Raw genomic sequence first — 19,181 nt, 5'->3', positions numbered from 1 at the left:
TCACTCCGGCTTCCGGCGCCGGCCCTCCCGGTGCCGGGTGTCGTCGTAACTGCTGAGCTGGTCCAGCAGCGCCGTCACCGTTTCGCGGTCGCGGGGCGAGAGCCGCATGGCCCGCTGCGCGAGGTTGCGCGCCTCGCTGTCACGCCAGGCCACGACGTCTTCGACCTGCCGGTCGACCTGCCCGGCGACCTGCTCGTCGAAGAAGTACGTCACCGGCACGCCGAAGAACTGGGCGAGGGCCTGGATGTGCGAGCGCTTGGGGTCCTTGCGCGCGCCGACGACGAGCTGCTGCACGTGGGTCGCCGACATCGTCACGCCGGTCTGCTCGGCGACGCCGTGCGCGATCTCCCGGTAGGAGTAGGGCTTGCGGTCCGGTGGGTGCACGGTCGCGATCAAGTGCGCCAGCCGTTCGGCGAAACTGCGCTCTTCGCTCACCACACCCCTACTTTCGTCTATGAAAAGTGACACCCGACAGCGTAGCTGTTCCGAAAACTTGACACCGCGCGTGCCGGAAAGACTACGATACTCGCGTTCGGTGTTTCGGAAACATGACACGGAACCCGGGGTGGCGCAGCGGCCGCGGGGTGACTCACGTGGCCGCTGGGGGTGGCCACGCGCCCATCCCCTTTGTCCCGCCGCGCCACCCTGTCCGAGCACGCTTCCCCAGGGTTCGTCTCGCGCACGCCGGGAACCGCGACGCGAACATCCGCCGCCCGCGAAACCGTGCCGCGGGAAACGCCGGTGGAGCGGCCGCCTTTGTGCCCCGGCTCAACCAGCCGGCAGCCGGCGTAGGACCGCGGGAGTCTCGCCGACGTACTCGCGCACTGTGCGCGTCAGGTGTGCCTGGTCGGCGAACCCCAGGTCCGCCCGGTGGGCCTCGGTTTCCAGCGTGTCGACGGCTACCGCGGCCCGGGCTGGCCGGACGGCCGCACGAAAGTCCGTGAATGGCACATTGAGAGACTTGAAGTCTCTCAATGTGCCATTCACGGCAGTGGGCTCAGTACGTGACCGTGACCGGTGCCCAGCCCGGGTGGGCGGGGGACTTCACCGTCAGCGTCTGCGTTGCGGCGTCCCACTTCCAGCTCTCCGACGGCGCCCAGCCTTCGCCGACTCGCACCCGCGAAGGCGCCGACGTCACGCCGAGGAACTTCACCGTCCACTCCCGCGAAGCGACCTGGCCCCGGAACCCGCCGCACGAAGGCGCCACCGTCACCGTGTGCGCCCCGTGGCGCTCGGAGTACGTGACCCGGGTGGTCGAGCTGCGGGCCGAGGAGGTCCCGTCGTCTTCGTACAGCGTGAAGGAACCGGACGCGCCCGGCGCGACCGTCACCGTGAGCCGGTTCAGCGGGTTCTGGACGTCGTTCGCCACGTCCGCCGTGCGGGTCACCGCGACGCCGCCCGCGCGCAGGAACACCGGCATGGTGCCGAGATCGGTCGTGACCTGCTGGGTCGTCCCGCCCGCGTAGGTCTTGCCGGTGAAGTAGTCCGTCCACTGTCCCGGCGGGAACCAGACCGTCGTCGCCGCGGACGTCCCCGCGGTCGTCACCGGCGCCACGAGCATGTCCGGCCCGTAGAAGTACTCACTGCCGGCCGCGTCGTAGGCGGCCGGCTCGTCCGGGTACTCCAGGTACGTCGGCCGCACCACCGGGACGCCGGTCGTCGCGGCCTCCTGCGCCAGTGTGTAGGTGTAGGGCACCAGGTTCTCGCGCAGGTTCAGGAACTTCGTCGCCGACGCCTTCGCCGCGCCGCCGTACTGCCAGGGCAGCCGGTCGCTGTGGTTGCTGTGCAGCCGGTCGATCGGCTGGAACGTGCCGAGCTGCACCCACCGCGCGTACAGGTCGTCGGGCAGCTTGAACGTCTGGCGCTGCTGCCCGCCGGAGGTGTAGGTCTCGCTGCCGCGCAGGCCCGTCGTGTCGTTGTGGCCGCCGATGTCGTGGCTGATCGCCGACATCCCCGTGGCGGCCGACTCCGCCGGCGTGATGCCGACCTCCATCCGCAGCGTGCCCCAGGTCGAGGACGTGTCGCCGGTGAAGTGGAGCGTGCTGCGCTTGTCCGCCCACGGCCCGGTCGCCAGCCCCGTGGGACCGCCGTAGCCGCCGGCCTGCAGCGACCCGTACGCCCGCGAGATGACGAACCCGCGGCCGGTCGCCGGCGCGGCGAGGTCCGCGTACTGCTGGTTGATCCAGGCGTCCGGAGTGACGCCGGGCAGGCTCGAGCGTGAGGCGTCGCAGCACCAGTCGAGCCACCAGAAGTCGTTGCCCTGCTTCATCATCCCGGCGTGCAGGTCCAGGTAGGCCTTGAGCTGGTCCGGGTCGCCCCAGTCGAAGACGTAGCAGTCGGTCCCGCAGTTCGACTTGACCAGCTTGCCCTTCGCCGTCGCCTGGGCGCGGGCGAACTGCGGGTCCGAACCCATGATGCTGGGGTGGATGTTGAGGTTGTTGTGCAGTCCCTGTGCCTTCGACCAGGCGAAGAACCCGGCCGGGTCGGGGAACTTCGCGGTGTCGAACTGCCAGCCGTTCCACGTGTCCGGCGCCTTGAAGTCGGTGTCGGTCACCAGGACGTCCAGCGGGACGCCTTCACTGCGGAACCGGGGCAGGATGGTGTCGCGGTAGTCGGCCGCGGTGCGGTCGATGTACTCGGAGTACCAGACGCCGTAGGCCCAGCGCGGCAGCAGCTGCGGCGGCCCGGTCAGCGTCGCCAGGTCGCGCAGCCCGGCCTTGTAGTCGTGGCCGAAGGCGAAGACATAGCCGTCCTGGTAAGGGTTTCCGCCGTGCGACGGCCGCTGCGTCACCGCGCGGGTCCGCGTGTCGTACAGCGCGGACGGGCTGTCGTCGAGCAGGTACCAGCCGTCCTGGTGCAGGAGCCCTTCGGTGGTCGACGGCGCGCCGTTGTCACCGTTGACGCCGTCGAGACCGCGCCGGTAGCCGCCGAGCGTGAGGTGCGGCGGCGGTGCCGTGCCGCCGGCCGGGGTGACCGCGACGGTGTCGATGTTGACGTGGCAGCTGGTGTCGTCGGGACAGCCGAGCACGACGTCGTTCGTGCCGGCCTTCAGGTCGACCGGGACCGACGCGCTCCGCCAGGCGTCCCAGCCGTCGGTGACCGGGAGGGTCAGCGTCCGGGTCACGCCGTTCGCGGAGACCGGCGCGGTCCTGGTCTCGTGACGGCCGTCGCCGCCCGTGCCGTTGGCGTAGCGGACGTGCAGCAGGTACGTGCCGTCGGCCGGGACGTCCGCCGCGCGGTGGGTCAGCGTCGAGCCGCGGTTGAGCTCGGCGACGAACCCGCGCCCGGCATACCCGGAGTGGTCGGTCGCGACGACGGCGGAACCCGACCGCAGCCCGGCTTCCGCCTCGCAGCTCACGCCGGCCGGGCAGCCGGTGAAGGCGCGGGCCGACGCCGGCGGGAAGGACGCGCCGGAGGTCAGGACGGCCAGGCCGTCGAGGTTGACGTCGCCGGAGTCGCCCGCGGTCCGTTCGAGGCGGACGCTGTGGTGACCGGCGCCCAAGGTGACCGGGACCGAGGCGAGGGCCCAGGCGTTCCAGTCGGCCGTCACCGGCAGGGTGAGCTTCTGCGCCGCTCCCCCGTCGACGGAAACGCTCAGCGTGCGCGTGACGTGCTGGCCGTCGCCACCCTGGCCGTTGGCGTAGCGCGCGGTCAGCGAGTACGTTCCGGCGGCCGGCGCGAGGACGTCCGCCGTCACGGAGTTCCCGGTGCTTTCGAACCCGGCGAGGAAGCCTTCGCCGGTGTAGCCCGAGTGGTCGGTGGCGACGCCGAGCCCGTCGGCCATGAGGTCCTCGGCCTCGCAACGTGCGCCCGCCGAGCAGGTCAGGTGCCGCCAGGGCGCCGCGAGCACCGGGGTCGCGCCGGCGGTCGTCCGGAGCTCGAGGTTGCCGCCGTCGAACGGGCCCGAGTCCAGCCGGTAGGTCAGCGTCGCCGCGCTGGTCCGGATCGTGAGGACGCCGCCGGAAACCGTGCTGGTGTACGACGTCGGCGTGAAGGCGCCGCGGCCGACGGCGTTGAAGGTGGCGGCGTCGGTGAACCGGCCGTCGCCGGCGTACTCGGTGCGGATCAGGGTCGGGGACAGCACCTGGAAGCGGGCGTTCCCGGCGGTGACGGTCTGGCGCGCGGGCCCGGCCACCGCGGGCGTCGCGACGGTCACGGCCGCGACGGCTGTCCCGGCGACGGCGAGGGCACACGCCCGCCGGATGGTTCTCGCTGTTCTGCTCCGCACGGCGGAACTCCGTTCCGGTGAAGGGACTCGGCAGTTTTACAACGTTGGAAAAGCCGTTCCGATCTGAGCACAGCGGACGCGCAGATGTCCAGACCACTGAGCGGAACTGTCCGGACAGATCAGCGCGTCGCGGACGACGATGACAAATGTCATGGGCGGCCCCTGCGGGACGGCACTGCCGGGCGATCTCCCAGGTCAGCCACCATTTTCTCCATGACGACCACACCTCGCACCGCCGCCGCCGGCTTCCGGCCCGTCCTGTTGCTCACCGGCGCGTACGCCGCGCTCTCCGTCCTCACGCTCGTCGTGATCGTCCTGTTCCGGAACCACCCCGCGATGGTGACCGACGCGGTCTGGGTGCGCGCCACCATCGTCTTCGCCAGTTCGCTGCTGACGTTCGCCTTCGCCCGCAGCGCCGCCCGCGGGTCGAAGAAGGGCCTCCTGAGGCTGCGGATCGTCTCGGCGGTGATGCTCGTGGCGATCGTCGTCATCGTCGTGCTGCCCGGTTTGTTCCCGCCCTGGCTGCGGATCGAGCAGGCCGCCTGCGGGCTGTTGCTGCTCGGCGTGGCCGTGCTCGTCAACGGCAGGCGACTGCGGGCGCGGTCGCGGTAGCGTGCCGGTGATGGACGGGACGAGCGACGTGCAGCGCTGGGTACGCGGCTGGCGGCTGAGGCTGCTCGACGCCGGGATGCTCGTCTACCCGGCGGTGACGGCCGCCTCCATACCCCAGCACTCCTCGGGCGCCGACGTGGTGCTGGGCTGCGCGGTCGTCGCCGCCTTCGCCGTCTGCTACCTCCTGGCGGCGGCCGCCGCGGCCCGCCGGGCCGTACGACCGTTCTGGCTGCTGCTGGGCGGCTGCGCCGTGCTGTTCGTCCTCGCGCTCCCCTTCGCCCACGCCGACGCGTTCTTCCTCACCGCCGTCGTCGTTTCGCTGGCCGCGCCGCGTCTTCCGCGCTCCGCAGCCGTCACGCTCGTCGCCCTCTCGGCGCTCGCCGCGGTCGTGGTGCCGTGGGCGGTGCCGCCGTGGCGGACCGGGCCGGGCTGGACGCAGGCGGTCGCGCTCGTGTTCACCGTGCTCGTCGTGACCGTCTTCGCCGAGGCGATCCGGGCGAACGCCGCGCTCGTGGAGGCCCGCGCCGAGGTCGCGCGGCTGGCGTCCGAGGCCGAGCGCAACCGGATCGCCCGCGACCTGCACGACCTGCTCGGCCACTCGCTCACCGCGATCACGGTCAAGAGCACTCTCGCGCGGCGGCTCGTGACGGCCGACAGCACTCGCGCGGGCGAGGAGATGTCCGCCGTCGAGACGCTCGCGCGTCAGGCGCTGGCGGACGTGCGCGCGGCGGTGTCGGGCTACCGGGACGTCACCCTCGCCGGCGAGCTGGCCCGTGGCCGCGAACTGCTGCGCGCGTGCGGGGTGGCCGCCGACCTGCCGACGGCCACCGACGTCGTCGGCCCCGCGCGGCAGGAGCTGTTCGGCTGGGTGGTCCGGGAGGGGTTGACGAACGTGGCCAGGCACGCGCGCGCGACCCGGTGCACGGTGACGCTCTCGGCGTCCACTGTGGAGGTCGTGGACGACGGCGCCGGCGGGTCACCGGGCGAGGGTTCCGGGCTCGCGGGGCTACGCGAGCGCGTCGCCGCCGCCGGGGGAAACCTCGAGGCCGGGCCGGTGCGGCCACGCGGCTGGCGGTTGCGGGTGACGGCATGACCATCCGGCTGCTGCTCGCCGACGACCAGGCCCTGGTCCGGGAGGCGCTGTGCGCGCTGCTCGCCCTCGAGGACGACTTCGCGGTGGTCGCCTCGGTCGGCCGCGGCGACGAGGTCGTCGACGCCGCCCGCGAACACCGGCCCGACGTCGCGCTGCTGGACATCGAGATGCCGGGCCTCGACGGGCTCGCGGCCGCCGCGGTGCTCGCCGCGCAGGTGCCGGACTGCCGGGTCATCATGCTCACGACGTTCGGCCGCGCCGGCTACCTCCGCCGCGCCATGGAGGCCGGTGCCGCCGGGTTCGTGGTGAAGGACGCGCCCGCGGACGTGCTCGCCGACGCGATCCGCCGGGTGCGGGCCGGCGAGCGGGTGGTCGACCCGGCCTTGGCGGTCGCCACCCTGGCGGCGGGCGAGTCACCGTTGACCGCCCGGGAACGAGACGTGCTCATCACGGCCCGGACCGGGGCGACGGTCGCCGAAATCGCGTCCCGGCTCTACCTGTCCGAAGGAACGGTCCGCAACTACGTCTCCGCGGCGATCACCAAAACCGGCGGGCGTAACCGCGTCGAGGCCGTCCGGATCGCCGACGAACGCGGCTGGCTCTGACCCCGCCCAAGTCCGTGAATGGCACATTGAGGGACGTAGAGTCCCTCAATGTGCCATTCACGGCTTTAAGCAGGAGTGGTCAGGAGGTGAGGCGGGATTCGGCCGCGTCCCAGCCGGTGGTGCCGGACGGCTCGTAGTGGCGCACCTCCTGGGTCTCGCGCACCAGAGCGCGCATTGCCGCCAGGTCCGGCAGGTCCTCTCCCAGCGCGCGGGCCTGGATCAGCACGTTCCCCAGCGCCGCCGCCTCGACGGGACCCGCCAGGACCGGCACCCCGCACGCGTCCGCCGTCGACTGGCACAGCAGTTCGTTGCGGGCGCCGCCGCCGACGATGTGGACCACGTCGACCCGCCGGCCCGTGACGGCCGCCGCCTCGCGGATCGTGCGGCGGTGGGCCAGGGCCAGGCTGTCCACGACGCACCGGACGACCGCCGCCCGGCCGGAGGGCGGACGCTGGCCTGTCGCCCGGCAGGCCCCGGCGATCCGCGCGGGCATGTCCCCGGGCGGCAGGAACTCCGGCGCGTCGATGTCCACCACCGCGGCCAACGCGGGCGAGGAAGCGGCGGCGGCCAGCAGCGCGGGCAGGTCTTCCGGGCATGACCACGCGCGCAGTGTCTCCGACAGCACCCACAGCCCCATCACGTTCCGCAGGAACCGGATGGTGCCGTCGACGCCGCCTTCGTTGGTGAAGTTCGCGGCCAGCGCGGCGTCGCCCAGTTCCGGCGCGGGCAGTTCCAGCCCGGCCAGAGACCAGGTGCCCGAGGAGATGTAGGCGAAGTTCGTCCCCGGCGAGGCCGGCACCGCGACCACCGCGGACGCCGTGTCGTGCGAGCCGACCGCCACCACCGGCAGCCCGGACAGCTCTCGCGCCTGACCCAGCACCGTGCCGGGGTCGCGCAGCGGCGGCAGCAGCCGGGGCGGGATACCGACGCGCGAAGCGAGCGAAGTGGCCCAGGTCTGTTCGCGGACGTCGTACAGCTGCGTGGTCGACGCGTTCGTGCGCTCGGCCCCGATCGACCCCGTGAGCCAGTAGTTCAGCAGGTCCGGGATGAGCAGCATCGTCGCCGCCGCGTCGAGCCGGTCGCCTTCGGACACCAGCTGGTACAGCGTGTTGAACGGCAGCTGCTGCAACCCCGTGACGTCGTACAGCTCGCGCGCGGACACCGTGGCCGCCACCTTCGCGGGCACGCCGTCGGTGCGCGAGTCGCGGTAGTGGACGGGGTTGCCGAGCAGCGCGCCACGCTCGTCCAAGAGCCCGTAGTCGACAGCCCACGAGTCGATGCCGACGCCGTCCAGCGGACCGGCTTCCCCGATCCCGGCGAGGGTTTCGCGGTACAGCCCCAGGACGTCCCAGTACAGCGACGGTCCCGCGCGGACGCCGCCGTTCGGGAACCGCCGGACCTCCTCGACACTCAGCGTGGCCGGGCCCACCGTCCCGGCCATCACCCGGCCGCTGGACGCGCCGAGGTCGACGGCCGCCACCCGCTTCACGGGTTCACCACGGTCAGCTCCAGGCCGAGCAGGTCCGCCACGGCCGTCAGCTCGGCGACGCGGTGCCCGGTGCCCAGCGCCCAGTGGTGCGCGATGCCGCTGGCCGACCAGGCGTCGGTCCACTCCCCCGGGTCGCAGCCGAAGTCGACCCGGGACGTCGTGTTGCCGATCCGCAGCAGCGGTCCGGGCACGACCGTGCCTTCGGACGCGATGAGCGTGAACGTCCCGTCGCGGCGCTGCCCGAGCCCGCACAGCGTCACCGGGCCGTGCTTGACGTCGAACTCGACCGACACGCCCCAGCCGCGCTTGCCGTGGTAGACGCCGAGGCCGCGCAGCAGCGGCTTGCGGGCGCTGATCCCGAGGTGCGCCGGGCCGTCGTGGCCCATTTCGACCACGGTGTCGCGGAAGTTCAGGGCCTGCAGCTCGGTGAACGAGCCGCCCGCGCCGAGCCGGTCCATGACCAGCATGGCCAGGGACGTCCGCAGCTCGTACTCGCCGACTGCCGGGATGCCGCGCGCGGTGAGCAGGGACGCGCCGAGGATGAACCCGGCGCCGACGCGTTCGTGGGTTTCGCCGTCGAGACCGCGGTGGTAGTACGCCAGCGAGTCGAGAGCGAAATCCGAAACGAGCCGATCCAGAGCCACCGAAACCCGGGCACCCCAGGCGAAGTCTTCGTCCACAACGGACTCGTCCACAGTGAACACTTCGCGGGCCAGGGCGACCCGCGCGGCGGTCTCGTCGTCGGAAACCTTTTCGACGCGGACCCGCAGGTCGTCGATCTCCAGGATCTCGACGTGCCCGCCGAGCTGGGCCGAGACCAGCGTCGGGTCGGTCGAGACGTCCATCATGCCCGGGTAGAGGTGGCCGAGCAGGCCGTGGCGGCCGTGCCGCAGCGCCGCGCGGACACCCGCGGCCTTGATCCAGCGAGAAATCCGCGTCCACGCGCGCTCGTCCTCCAGGTACCCGGACACCGAGCGGAACTCGACGCCGAGGCGGCGGAAACTGTTGGCCATCTCCGGCAGCGGGCACGCGCCGCAGTAGGCCAGCCAGGCGCCGGTGTCGAAGGCCTCGTGGTCCATCGCCTCGGTCGGCTGCAGGTTGAGCAGCAGCACCGGCGCACCCGAGCGCTGCGCGACCGGGGCCAGCATGCTGGACGTCAGGTAAGTCGTCAGGAAGCCGATGATCAGGTCGCACCCGGCCACCCGCAGCTTCTCGGCCGCGGCCGCGCCTTCGGCCGCGTCCGAGACGAACCCGGCGTCGACGACCTCGCAGTCCATTTCGGACAGTCGTGATGCGACGCGCCGGGCCGAGGCCTCCAGCTGGGGCAGCAGCGAGGGGAACTGCGGCCAGTACGCGCCGAGCCCGCCGGAAACGAGGCCGACGCGGGTGCGGCGCGGGGTGATGCGGTCGAGCGTCATGGGTTCTCCTAACGCAGGAACGCGGCGGCCACCCCGGCGTCCACCGGCACGTGCAGGCCGGTGGTGTGGGTGAGCTCGCCGCCGGTCAGCGCGAACACCGCGGCGGCCACGTGCTCGGGCAGCACTTCGCGCTTGAGGATGGTGCGCTGGGCGTAGAACTCGCCGAGCTTCGCCTCCTCCACGCCGTAGACCGCTGCGCGCTGGGCGCCCCAGCCGCCGGCGAAGATGCCGGAGCCCTGGACGACGCCGTCGGGGTTGACGCCGTTGACCCGGATCCCGTGCCCGCCCAGTTCGGCCGCCAGCAACCTCACCTGGTGCGCTTGGTCGGCCTTCGCCGCGCCGTAGGCGACGTTGTTCGGGCCCGCGAAGACCGAGTTCTTCGACGAGATGTAGACGATGTCGCCACCGATGCCCTGGTCGATCATCGCCTTGGCGGCCGCGCGCGCGACCAGGAACGAACCCTTCGCCATGACGTCGTGCTGCAGGTCCCAGTCGCGTTCGGTGGTCTCCAGCAGCGGCTTCGAGATGGACAGCCCGGCGTTGTTGACCACCAGGTCGATGCCGCCGAAGGCGAGCACGGTGGCGTCGATCGCGGCCTGCACCGCCGCCGCGTCGGTGACGTCGGCGGTGACGGCCGTGCCGCCGATCTCCGCCGCGACCTCCGAAGCCGCGTCCCCGTTGAGGTCGGCGATCGTCACGCACGCCCCCTCGGCCGCGAGCCGCTGGGCGATGGCCTTGCCGATCCCTGAGCCTGCCCCGGTGACCAGGGCGATCCGCCCCGCTAGGGGCTTGGGCTTCGGCATCCGCTTCAGCTTGGCCTCTTCCAGCGCCCAGTACTCGATCCGGAACTTCTCGCTCTCCGGGATCGGCGCATACGTCGAGACGGCCTCGGCGCCGCGCATCACGTTGATCGCGTTGACGTAGAACTCGCCCGCCACCCGCGCGGTCTGCTTGTCCTTGCCGAAGGAGAACATCCCGACCCCGGGCACCAGCACGATCGCCGGGTCGGCGCCCCGCATGGCCGGAGAGTCGGGCGTTGCGTAGCGCTCGTAGTAGGCGCGGTACGCGTCGCGGTACTCCCCGTGCAGTTCCTTCAGCCGCGCGACGACATCTTCCAGGGGCGCGGAGGCCGGGAGGTCCACGACCAGGGGGCGGACCTTGGTGCGCAGGAAGTGATCCGGGCAAGACGTGCCGAGCGCCGCCAAGGGCGCGAGCTTCTCCCGGGAGAGGAATTCGAGCACGACCTCGCTGTCGGTGTAATGCCCCACCACCCGCTGGTCGGTCGAAGCCAGCCCGCGGACCACCGGCGCCAAGGCCGCCGCACGGGCGTGCCGTTCCTCCGTCGGGAGGACTTCGAAGCCGGGGACCGCCGGGCCAAAAGGCTCAGCCTTGCCGCGATCGGCAAGGAACTTCTCCGCCGTGCGGATGATCTCCAGGGAATTCCGCTCGCACTCCTCCGAGGTGGCACCCCAGGCGGTGATGCCGTGCCCGCCGAGGATCACGCCGATCGCCTGCGGGTTCGCCGCCTTCACCGCGGCGATGTCCAGGCCGAGCTGGAACCCGGGCCGCCGCCAGTCCACCCACGCGACCCGGTCGCCGAAGCACTCCTTGGTCAGTGCCGGGCCGTCGGCCGCCGTCGCCAGCGCGATGCCCGAGTCGGGGTGCAGGTGGTCGACGTGCGGGGCCTCCACGAGACCGTGCATCGCCGTGTCGATCGACGGCGCCGCGCCGCCGCGCCCGTGCAGGCAGTAGTCGAACGCCGCGACCATTTCGTCTTCGCGCTCGACACCCGGATAGACGTCGACCAGGGCGCGCAACCGGTCCAGCCGCAGCACCGCCAGCCCGGACTCCTTGAGCGTCCCGAGGTCGCCGCCGGAGCCCTTGACCCACAGCACCTCCGTCGGCGCGCCCGTCACCGGGTCGGTGACGTCGCCCTTGGCGGAGGTGTTGCCGCCGGCGTAGTTGGTGTTGCGCGGGTCGGCCCCGAGCGCGTTGCTGCGCGCGATGAGCTGCTCCGGCACGGTCATCCTCATGCTCCCCATCCGGCCTGCGTGCCGCCGGCGCGCTCGGCCACGATCTTTTCCTGATACCCACTGCGGTGATACGTCGCGATCGGGTCCGGGTCGAGCCCGGCTTCCGTGCGCAGCTCGGCCAGCAGCGGCCGGACGTCGGTGTTGTAGGCATCCATCAGCACGGCGTTCGCGGCGAGCACGTCACCCGACTGCTGGACCGCGCGCAACGCGTCGCGATCGACGAGCAGTGCCTTCGCGGTCGCTTCCTGGACGTTCATCACCGACCGGATGATCGCCGGGATCTTCGCCTCGATGTTGTGGCACTGATCGAGCATGAACGCGATCCCGTACGACGGATCCAACGCGTCACCGCGGACGATCTCGTACATGATCCGGAACAGCTGGAACGGATCCGCCGCCCCGACCATCAGATCGTCGTCGGCGTAGAAGCGGGAGTTGAAGTCGAACGCGCCCAGCTTCCCCGCCCGCAGCAGGAACGCCACGATGAACTCGATGTTCGTCCCCGGGGCGTGGTGACCGGTGTCGATGCACACCGTCGCCCGCTCCCCCAGCTCGATGCAGTGGGCGTAGGACGTCCCCCAGTCCGGGACGTCGGTGGCGTAGAAGGCCGGCTCGAAGAGCTTGTACTCCAGCAGCATCCGCTGGTCCGGCCCCAGCCGGTCATACGCTTCGCGAAGGGCCGCCGCCAGCCGGTCCTGCCGGTCCCGGATGTCGTCCTGGCCCGGGTAGTTGATCCCGTCGGAGAACCACAGCTTCAGGTCACGCGAGCCGGTCGCGTCCATGATGTCGATGGCTTCGAGGAGGTGGTCGGTCGCCTTGCGGCGGATCCCGGCGTCCGGGTTCGTCACCGAACCGAGCTTGTAGTCCTCGTCCTGGAACACGTTGGTGTTGATCGCCCCGATCTCGACACCCAGGTCCCGCGCGTACGCGGTCAGGGCGCCGTAGTCGTCGACCTTGTCCCAGGGGATGTGCAGCGCCACGCTCGGCGCGACCCCGGTGAGCTTGTGCACCACCGCGGCGTCGGCGATCTTCTCCTCGGGCGTGCGCGGCACGCCCGGTTGCGGGAACACCTTGAACCGGGTGCCCGAGTTCGCGTACGCCCACGACGGCGTCTCGATGCGCTGCGCCCGCAAGGCCTTTGACACATCCACGGCGATCACTGTCCTTCCGCGACGGTGGAGGGTTCGAGGTGGAAGACCTCTTCGAGGAGCTGGAAACCCTCATCGGGCGGGCCGCCGTCGAGGCCGGTGAAGAACTCCGCCATCTCCGCCTGCCAGCGGGCGTTGACTTCGGTCTTCGCCATCGCGGCCCGCGCGGCGGCGAGGTCGTCCGCCTCGGTGTAACCGATCAGGAGCCCGTCTTCGCGCAGGAAGAGCGAGTAGTTGCGCCAGCCGGTGTCGTGCAGGGCGTGGCGCATCTCCGGCCAGACGGCGCGGTGGCGCTCGGCGTACTCGGCCTTCCGGTCGGGTCTGACCTGCAGGCAGAAGCAGTATCGGGGCACGGTCCGTCCTTGGTGGAACCCGGCCGGGCCGCCCGTCGCGACCCGGCCGGGAATCTCAGAAGTTGAACTTGTCGATGTTGTTCGTGTCGAACGTCGTCGGCGGGCCGAGCACGATCTCGCCGCTCGCGCCGATCGTGTAGTCACCGAGCTTGCCCGCCTTGAACTTCTCGCCTTCCTTGCCGGTGATCTGGCCGGACTTCAGCGCGACACCGGCGTAAGCGGCGAGGTAGCCGATGTCGGCCGGGTTCCACAGCGCGAACTGCTTCACGGTGCCGTCCTTGACGAAGGCGCGCATCTGGTTCGGCGTGCCGAGACCGGTCACCGCGACCTTGCCCTTGTAGCTCGACGAGCTGACGTACCGCGCGGCGGCCGCGATGCCGACCGTGGTCGGCGCGACGATCACCTTGAGGTTCGGGAACGACTGCAGGAGGCCCTGGGCCTCCTGGAACGACTTCTGGTCGTCGTCGTTGCCGTAGGCGACCTTGTCCAGCTTGAGGCTCGCGTACTCCGGCTTGGCCAGTTCCTTCTTGAAGACGTCGATCCAGGCGTTCTGGTTGGTGGCGTTCGGCGTCGCCGACAGCACCGCGACCTCGCCCGAGCCTCCCGAGAGGTCCTTCGCCTGCTTGGCCAGCGCCTCGCCGATGCCCTGGGTGGTGGCCTGGTTGATGAAAACGTCGCGGCAGTCCTTCGCGGCGTCGGAGTCGAACGCGACGACCTTGATGCCGGCGCTGCGGGCCTGGTTGAGCGACGGGCACACGGCGTTCGGGTCGTTCGCGGCGATGCCGATGACGTCCTGCTGCTGCTGGATCAGCGTGTTGATGTAGCTGACCTGCGACGACGCGCTCGCGTCGTTCGGCCCGACGAGCTTGTACTCGCCCTTCAGCTCGCCGAGGGCCGCCTTGCCGCCGCTGACCTCGATGTCGCTGTAGGGGTTGTTGAGCTGCTTGGGCAGGAACGCCATCTTGACGCCCTCCTTCGCCGCGGCGTTCGGGTTCGCCGCGCCGGTGGACTGCTGGGCGCCGGAGCCGGCGCTGTCGTTCTTGGTCGTACCGCTGCACGCGGCCAGGACCAGCACCAGCCCGGCCGACACTGCGCCGATGAGGAACCGTCGGGACATCTTCGTCACCTTTCCGGAGTTACCAATCTGACCGAAAGTAGGCGGACACGGTCCGCAGCCAATCCGCACGACGCAACGGTTTCCGCCGTAACTGCCGTCGGATTGGTAACTAATGGCGCAGTACGGCTTGCCGACGGCGACGCACTGCCGTGCGGGCCGAAGTCACGATGTTGGGGAGCAGGACCGACACGATGAGAAGCACGCCGGTCACGATGTTGAGCGCCTCGTTCGACACGTCCTGCAGGCGCAGCGCGTTCTGCAGCGAGGCCAGCAGGACCACCCCGGCGAGCACGCCGGGGAGCGTGCCCTTGCCGCCGAAGATGGACACGCCGCCGAGCAGCACGGCGGCCACGACAGCCAGTTCGATGCCGAACCCGTTGTCCGCGCGGGCGCTGGAGTACCGCAGCGTCCACAGCACCCCCGCGAGACCCGCGACCGCGCCGCTCACGACGTACAGCCAGAACTTGAGCCGTCCGGTGCGGATGCCGGCGAACCGGGCCGCCTGCTCTCCCGCACCCGCGGCGAACACGCCACGGCCGATCGGTGTCGCGTGGAGCACGATGCCGAAGATCAGGGCCACGACGATCAACGGGATGAGGACGTTCGGGATCGGGCCGTCGCCCATCGTGCCGGTGACCCAGCTCGTGTAGGCCCGCGGGAAGTCGGCGACCGCGCCATCGCCCAGCACGACGAACGCGAGCCCGCGGTAGAGGGCCAGGGTGCCGATCGTGACGGCGAGCGACGGCAGCTTCAGCACGGTGACGAAGAAGCCGTTCAGCGCGCCGAGGACCCCGCCGAGCACGATGCAGAGCGGGATGATCATCTCGATCGTCAGGCCCGCGTCCCACAGCGAGCCCATCACCGCCGACGTCAGGCCGAGCGTGCTCGCCACCGACAGGTCGATCTCGCCGGTGACGATGACGAACGTCATCGGCAGCGCGACCAGCGCGATCGGCAGCAGGTCGAGCAGCAGGAAGGTGAAGTTGCGGCTGGTGCCGAAGTTCTCGACGGCCCCGGAGGCGACGATGAGCACGACGACCGTCACGAGCACGACGGCGGCGTCCCAGCTGAGCAGCCTGCCGAGCCGGTTTCCCTGGTCAGACATGGGAATCCCTCTTCTTGAGTGCCTTGGCGACCCGGACGGCGACCAGCCGGTCGGCGCCGATCGCCAGCAGGATCAGCGCGCCGACGATCGCCTGCTGCCAGAACTGGTTGATGTCGAGCACGGCCAGGGCGCTGCCGATGACCGTCAGCAGCAGCGCGCCGAGGCCGGCGCCCCAGACCGAGCCGCTGCCGCCGAACACCGCCACCCCGCCGACGACGGCCGCGGCGACGACGTTGAGCTCGTAGCCGGTGCCGGCCGCCGCGTCCACGGTGCCGAACCGGGCGGCGAACAGCACCCCGGCCAGCCCGGCGAGCGCGCCGCTGACCAGGAACGCGGCACTGGTGTTGCGGCCGACCCGGATGCCGGCCAGCTGCGCGGCCTGCGGGCTCGACCCCATCGCGTACAGCTCGCGCCCGGCCGGGTAGCTCCGCAGCACGATCCCGGCGAGCACCAGCACCAGCAGCGCGATGAGCACCAGCCACGGGACGCCGAGCAGCGACGCGGTGCCGAACTCGAGGAACGACGCGGGCAGCTTGTCGGCGTTGATCTGCTGGCCGCCGGCCCAGAAGTAGCTCACACCGCGGTAGGCGTACAGCGTGCCGAGGGTGACGACCAGCGCGGGCACCTGTCCGAAGCGCACCAGGGCGCCGTTGACCAGCCCGCAGACCGCGCCGACACCAAGCCCGACGAGGATCGCGACGATCACCGGCAGGCCCGGGCTGTCCTTCATCAGCGTGCCGACGGCGAACGCCGACAGGCCGAGCACCGAGCCGACCGAGAGGTCGATGTTGCGGGTGATCATCACGATCGCCTGCCCGACGGCGAGCACCGCCAGGATGGCCGTGCCGAGCAGGATGTCGCGGATGCTCTGCCCGGACAGGAACCGGGAGTTCTGCGTCGCGGTGAACGCGACGAGGACGATCAGGGCGAGCAGGATGCCGGATTCGCGGGCCTTGAACACGTTCGCGGTCCACGAGCGTCCGGAGTGGACAGTCGTCTGGCTTGCCACCGGCGCCTCCTTCGTCGCGGTCATGCGGCGGCTCCCTGGCCCATCGCGGCGAACATGACGGTGTCCTCGGTCGCCTCGGCGCGCGGGAGCTCGGCGACGATCCGGCCCTCCCGCATCACGAGGACGCGGTCGGCCATGCCGAGTACTTCAGGCAGTTCCGACGAAACCATCACGATCGCGACGCCTTCGGCGGCCAGCGACGACATCAGCCGGTGCACCTCGGCCTTCGTGCCGACGTCGATCCCGCGCGTCGGCTCGTCCACGATCAGCACCTTCGGCGCCATCGCCAGCCACTTGGCCAGCACGACCTTCTGCTGGTTGCCGCCCGAAAGCGTGCCGACGGGGTCGCCGAGGCGGCGGTACTTGGTGCGCAGGCGCTCGGTCCAGTGCCGGGCCTCCTGCCGCTCGCTCGCGCCGGTCAGAAAGCCGAGTTTCGAGAGCGCGCGGGACCGCGGCAGGGTCACGTTGCGTTCGATCGAGAGGTCCATGATCAGGCCCTGCTGGCGCCGGTCCTCGGGCACGAGGGCCACGCCGGCGGCCATCGCGGCCCGTGACGAGTGCGGCTTGAGCTTCTTCCCGCTCACCTTCACGACTCCCGCGTCGCGTTCGTCGACGCCGAACACGGCCTGGACGACTTCGGAACGGCCCGAGCCGACCAGCCCGGCGAACGCGACGATCTCGCCCGCGCGCACCGAGAAGGAGATGTCACGGAAGACGCCTTCCCGGGCGAGGCCCTCGACCTCCAGCACGGTCGCGCCGGGTGCGACGTCCTGCTTGGGGAACAACGCGTCCAGGTCGCGGCCGACCATGCGCTTCACCATCTCGTCGACGGTGACGTCTTCTAGGGCGTCGGTCGAGACGTGCCTGCCGTCGCGCATGATGGTCACGCGCTGGCAGAGCGCGGTGATCTCCTCGAACCGGTGCGAGATGAACATGATCGCCGCGCCTTCCTGGCGCAGGGCCCTGGCGACGGCGAAGAGCCGTTCGACCTCGATCTGGGTCAGCGCAGCGGTGGGCTCGTCCATCACCAGTACGCGGGCGTCGGCGCTGAGCGCCTTCGCGATCTCGACGATCTGCTGGTCGGCGATGGACAGCCCGCGCGCCGGGCGGGCCGGGTCGATCCGGACGCCGAGACGGCCGAAGAGGCGGTCGGCCTCGGCGCGGATCGCCGCCCGGTCGATCCGGCCGAGGGTCTTGCGCGGGTGGCGGCCCATCACGATGTTCTCCGCGACGCTCAGGTCGGGGAACAGCGTGGGTTCCTGGTAGATCACCGCGATGCCGGCGGCCTTCGCGTCGGCCGGGGAGCCGAACTCGACCGGCTCGCCGTCGAGGAGCAGCGTGCCGTCGTCGGGCTTGTGCACCCCAGCGAGCATCTTGACGATCGTGGACTTGCCGGCACCGTTCTCGCCGACCAGCGCGTGGGCCTCCCCGGCGTGCAGGCCGAAGCTCACCCCAGCGACCGCCGCGACCGCGCCGAACGACTTCGACACGCCGCGCACCTCCAGCAGAGGGGCTGGGCCCGGGTCCTGCCGCGTCATCGCGACCTCCGGATTGAAAGGTTTCACAAATCTGGTGCGGTGAAGCTACTATGCGACGGAAGAAGAAGTCAATGCATCGGCGAAGCCGTGGCCAAACGGCATCTCCACCAGGTCGTTCGCGGTGGTGTTACGTTTCAACAGTGCTCATCGAAGAGGGGTATCGATGGTGGTCAGGGAGCCCGGTGCCGAGCCGCGGGCCGCCGGCATGAAGGAAGTCGCGGCAGCCGCCGGCGTCTCCCTCGGCACGGTGTCCAACGTCCTCAACCAGCCCGACCGGGTCAGCCCGGCGACGCGCGCGAAGGTCGAGGCCGCGATGGCCGAACTCCGCTTCGTGCGCAACGAATCCGCGCGGCAGCTGCGGGCCGGGCGCAGCCGGGTGCTGGCCTACGTGATGCTCGACGGCAGCAACCCGTTCTTCACCGACGTCGCCGCCGGCATGGAAGACGCCACCGACGCCGGCGACCTGTCCCTGTTCCTCTGCAACAGCGCGCACCAGCCGTCGCGGGAGGCGGCCTACCTCGGACGTCTCGAGCAGCAGCGGGTCCAGGGCATCCTCATCACACCGGTCGACCCGGACGCCCCGCTGCTGCGGGAGATCGCCCGCCGCGGCACCCCGGTGGTCGTCGTCGACCGCACGCCCGGGGGCACCACGCACTGCTCGGTCGCGGTCGACGACGTCTACGGCGGGGAGATCGCCGCGAGGCACCTGGTGGAACAGGGCCACGAGCGGATCGCCTTCATCGGCAACCACACCAAGGTGGGCCAGGTCCGCGACCGGCGGCTCGGCGCGCTGCGGGCGCTCGAGGCGGCCGGGCTCGGCCCGGACCACCTCGTCGACCTGACGACGTCGGCGCTGACCGTGGCCGACGGCCGCGGCGCCGGCGAGCGGCTGGCCGGCCTGCCCGCCGCGGTCCGCCCGACGGCCGCCTTCTGCGCCAACGACCTGGTCGCGCTCGGCCTGCTGCAGAGCTGCGCGAACCTGCGCATGCGCGTCCCGGAGGACCTGGCGATCGTGGGCTACGACGACATCGAGTTCGCCGCGGCCGCCGCGGTCCCGCTGACGTCGGTCCGCCAGCCGCGCCGCCGCCTGGGCCGCACGGCCGCGGAGCTGCTGCTGGCCGAGACCACCGAGACCGAGCACGAACACCGCCAGGTCGTGTTCACCCCCGAGCTGGTGGTCCGCGCCTCGACCCTGCGCTAGTGTCGCGCGTCGCAAGTTGTTCGACGCTCGGACCGCTGGAGTCAGGGCGCTCGCTCAGCCCCAGCGAGGCTCGCCAGCCCCGGCCACAGGTCTTGAATGACTCATTCAGGACCTCCGAAGACCTGAATGAGTCATTCAGGACGCTCACCCACGCAGCCGCGCTGTCAACGAACCTACGACGCCAACACTAGAAGCCGTGTAACCCGCAGCGCCCCACAGGTGATTCACAGGG

The 19,181-nt window shown here is 71.1% G+C and carries 16 protein-coding genes; 4 read left to right on the top strand and 12 right to left on the bottom strand.

Going from position 1 to position 19,181, the window contains the following annotated elements; translation table 11 throughout:
* The 3 genes from A3CE_RS0149145 to A3CE_RS0149135 form a co-directional block, all read right to left on the bottom strand.
* A complete protein-coding gene (locus tag A3CE_RS0149145; RefSeq protein ID WP_026469613.1) occupies window positions 1–435 on the bottom strand; it encodes a hypothetical protein in 435 nt (144 codons plus the stop codon).
* Between the two features lie 333 nt (window positions 436–768).
* Window positions 769–951 (bottom strand): helix-turn-helix transcriptional regulator, encoded by a 183-nt coding sequence (locus A3CE_RS59155; RefSeq protein WP_020647500.1) that lies wholly within the window; start codon window positions 949–951, stop codon window positions 769–771.
* A gap of 46 nt (window positions 952–997) precedes the next feature.
* On the bottom strand, window positions 998–4,228 hold the full coding sequence (locus A3CE_RS0149135) for a TIM-barrel domain-containing protein (protein ID WP_026469612.1): 3,231 nt from the start codon (window positions 4,226–4,228) through the stop codon (window positions 998–1,000).
* A 213-nt stretch (window positions 4,229–4,441) separates the two neighbouring features.
* Between A3CE_RS0149135 and A3CE_RS0149130 the strand changes: the two genes are divergently transcribed.
* Genes A3CE_RS0149130 through A3CE_RS0149120 form a run of 3 tightly spaced genes read left to right on the top strand, consistent with a single transcriptional unit; the run spans window position 4,442 to window position 6,538 of the window.
* Window positions 4,442–4,840, top strand: a complete 399-nt coding sequence (locus A3CE_RS0149130; RefSeq protein ID WP_020647498.1) for a hypothetical protein — start codon at window positions 4,442–4,444, stop codon at window positions 4,838–4,840.
* A gap of 10 nt (window positions 4,841–4,850) precedes the next feature.
* Window positions 4,851–5,933, top strand: a complete 1,083-nt coding sequence (locus A3CE_RS0149125) for a sensor histidine kinase (RefSeq protein WP_020647497.1) — start codon at window positions 4,851–4,853, stop codon at window positions 5,931–5,933.
* On the top strand, window positions 5,930–6,538 hold the full coding sequence (locus A3CE_RS0149120) for a response regulator transcription factor (protein ID WP_020647496.1): 609 nt from the start codon (window positions 5,930–5,932) through the stop codon (window positions 6,536–6,538). Before A3CE_RS0149125 ends, A3CE_RS0149120 begins: the two co-directional genes overlap by 4 nt.
* A 79-nt stretch (window positions 6,539–6,617) precedes the next feature.
* Here the strand turns inward: A3CE_RS0149120 and A3CE_RS0149115 are convergent, their stop codons facing one another.
* The 9 genes from A3CE_RS0149115 to A3CE_RS0149075 all read right to left on the bottom strand — a co-directional run bounded on the left by A3CE_RS0149115 (window position 6,618) and on the right by A3CE_RS0149075 (window position 17,748).
* Window positions 6,618–8,018 (bottom strand): rhamnulokinase, encoded by a 1,401-nt coding sequence (locus A3CE_RS0149115; protein ID WP_026469610.1) that lies wholly within the window; start codon window positions 8,016–8,018, stop codon window positions 6,618–6,620.
* A 5-nt stretch (window positions 8,019–8,023) separates the two neighbouring features.
* Window positions 8,024–9,445: an L-fucose/L-arabinose isomerase family protein gene (locus A3CE_RS0149110; RefSeq protein WP_020647494.1), complete on the bottom strand. Its 1,422-nt coding sequence runs from the start codon at window positions 9,443–9,445 to the stop codon at window positions 8,024–8,026.
* An 8-nt stretch (window positions 9,446–9,453) separates the two neighbouring features.
* Window positions 9,454–11,472, bottom strand: coding sequence for a bifunctional rhamnulose-1-phosphate aldolase/short-chain dehydrogenase (locus A3CE_RS0149105; protein ID WP_020647493.1), 2,019 nt, complete (start codon window positions 11,470–11,472; stop codon window positions 9,454–9,456).
* A 2-nt stretch (window positions 11,473–11,474) separates the two neighbouring features.
* Complete coding sequence (gene rhaI / locus A3CE_RS0149100) at window positions 11,475–12,638, bottom strand: L-rhamnose isomerase (RefSeq protein WP_020647492.1); 1,164 nt, start codon at window positions 12,636–12,638, stop codon at window positions 11,475–11,477.
* Window positions 12,635–12,979 (bottom strand): L-rhamnose mutarotase, encoded by a 345-nt coding sequence (locus A3CE_RS0149095; RefSeq protein WP_020647491.1) that lies wholly within the window; start codon window positions 12,977–12,979, stop codon window positions 12,635–12,637. The genes rhaI and A3CE_RS0149095 overlap by 4 nt, the downstream gene beginning before the upstream one ends.
* 55 nt (window positions 12,980–13,034) lie before the next feature.
* Window positions 13,035–14,096: a rhamnose ABC transporter substrate-binding protein gene (gene rhaS / locus A3CE_RS0149090; RefSeq protein WP_026469609.1), complete on the bottom strand. Its 1,062-nt coding sequence runs from the start codon at window positions 14,094–14,096 to the stop codon at window positions 13,035–13,037.
* A gap of 109 nt (window positions 14,097–14,205) precedes the next feature.
* Entirely contained in the window at window positions 14,206–15,201 is a 996-nt protein-coding gene (locus A3CE_RS0149085; RefSeq protein WP_020647489.1) for an ABC transporter permease, read from the bottom strand.
* Window positions 15,194–16,234: an ABC transporter permease gene (locus tag A3CE_RS0149080; protein ID WP_020647488.1), complete on the bottom strand. Its 1,041-nt coding sequence runs from the start codon at window positions 16,232–16,234 to the stop codon at window positions 15,194–15,196. Before A3CE_RS0149080 ends, A3CE_RS0149085 begins: the two co-directional genes overlap by 8 nt.
* Entirely contained in the window at window positions 16,231–17,748 is a 1,518-nt protein-coding gene (locus A3CE_RS0149075) for a sugar ABC transporter ATP-binding protein (RefSeq protein ID WP_020647487.1), read from the bottom strand. The genes A3CE_RS0149080 and A3CE_RS0149075 overlap by 4 nt, the downstream gene beginning before the upstream one ends.
* A 163-nt stretch (window positions 17,749–17,911) precedes the next feature.
* Between A3CE_RS0149075 and A3CE_RS0149070 the strand changes: the two genes are divergently transcribed.
* Entirely contained in the window at window positions 17,912–18,949 is a 1,038-nt protein-coding gene (locus A3CE_RS0149070) for a LacI family DNA-binding transcriptional regulator (protein ID WP_020647486.1), read from the top strand.
* Window positions 18,950–19,181 lie beyond the last annotated feature (232 nt).

Source organism: Amycolatopsis balhimycina FH 1894 (genome assembly GCF_000384295.1).
Classification (GTDB): domain Bacteria; phylum Actinomycetota; class Actinomycetes; order Mycobacteriales; family Pseudonocardiaceae; genus Amycolatopsis; species Amycolatopsis balhimycina.
Note: the sequence above shows the minus strand (reverse complement) of the source record. Positions and strands in the feature narration are given on the sequence as shown.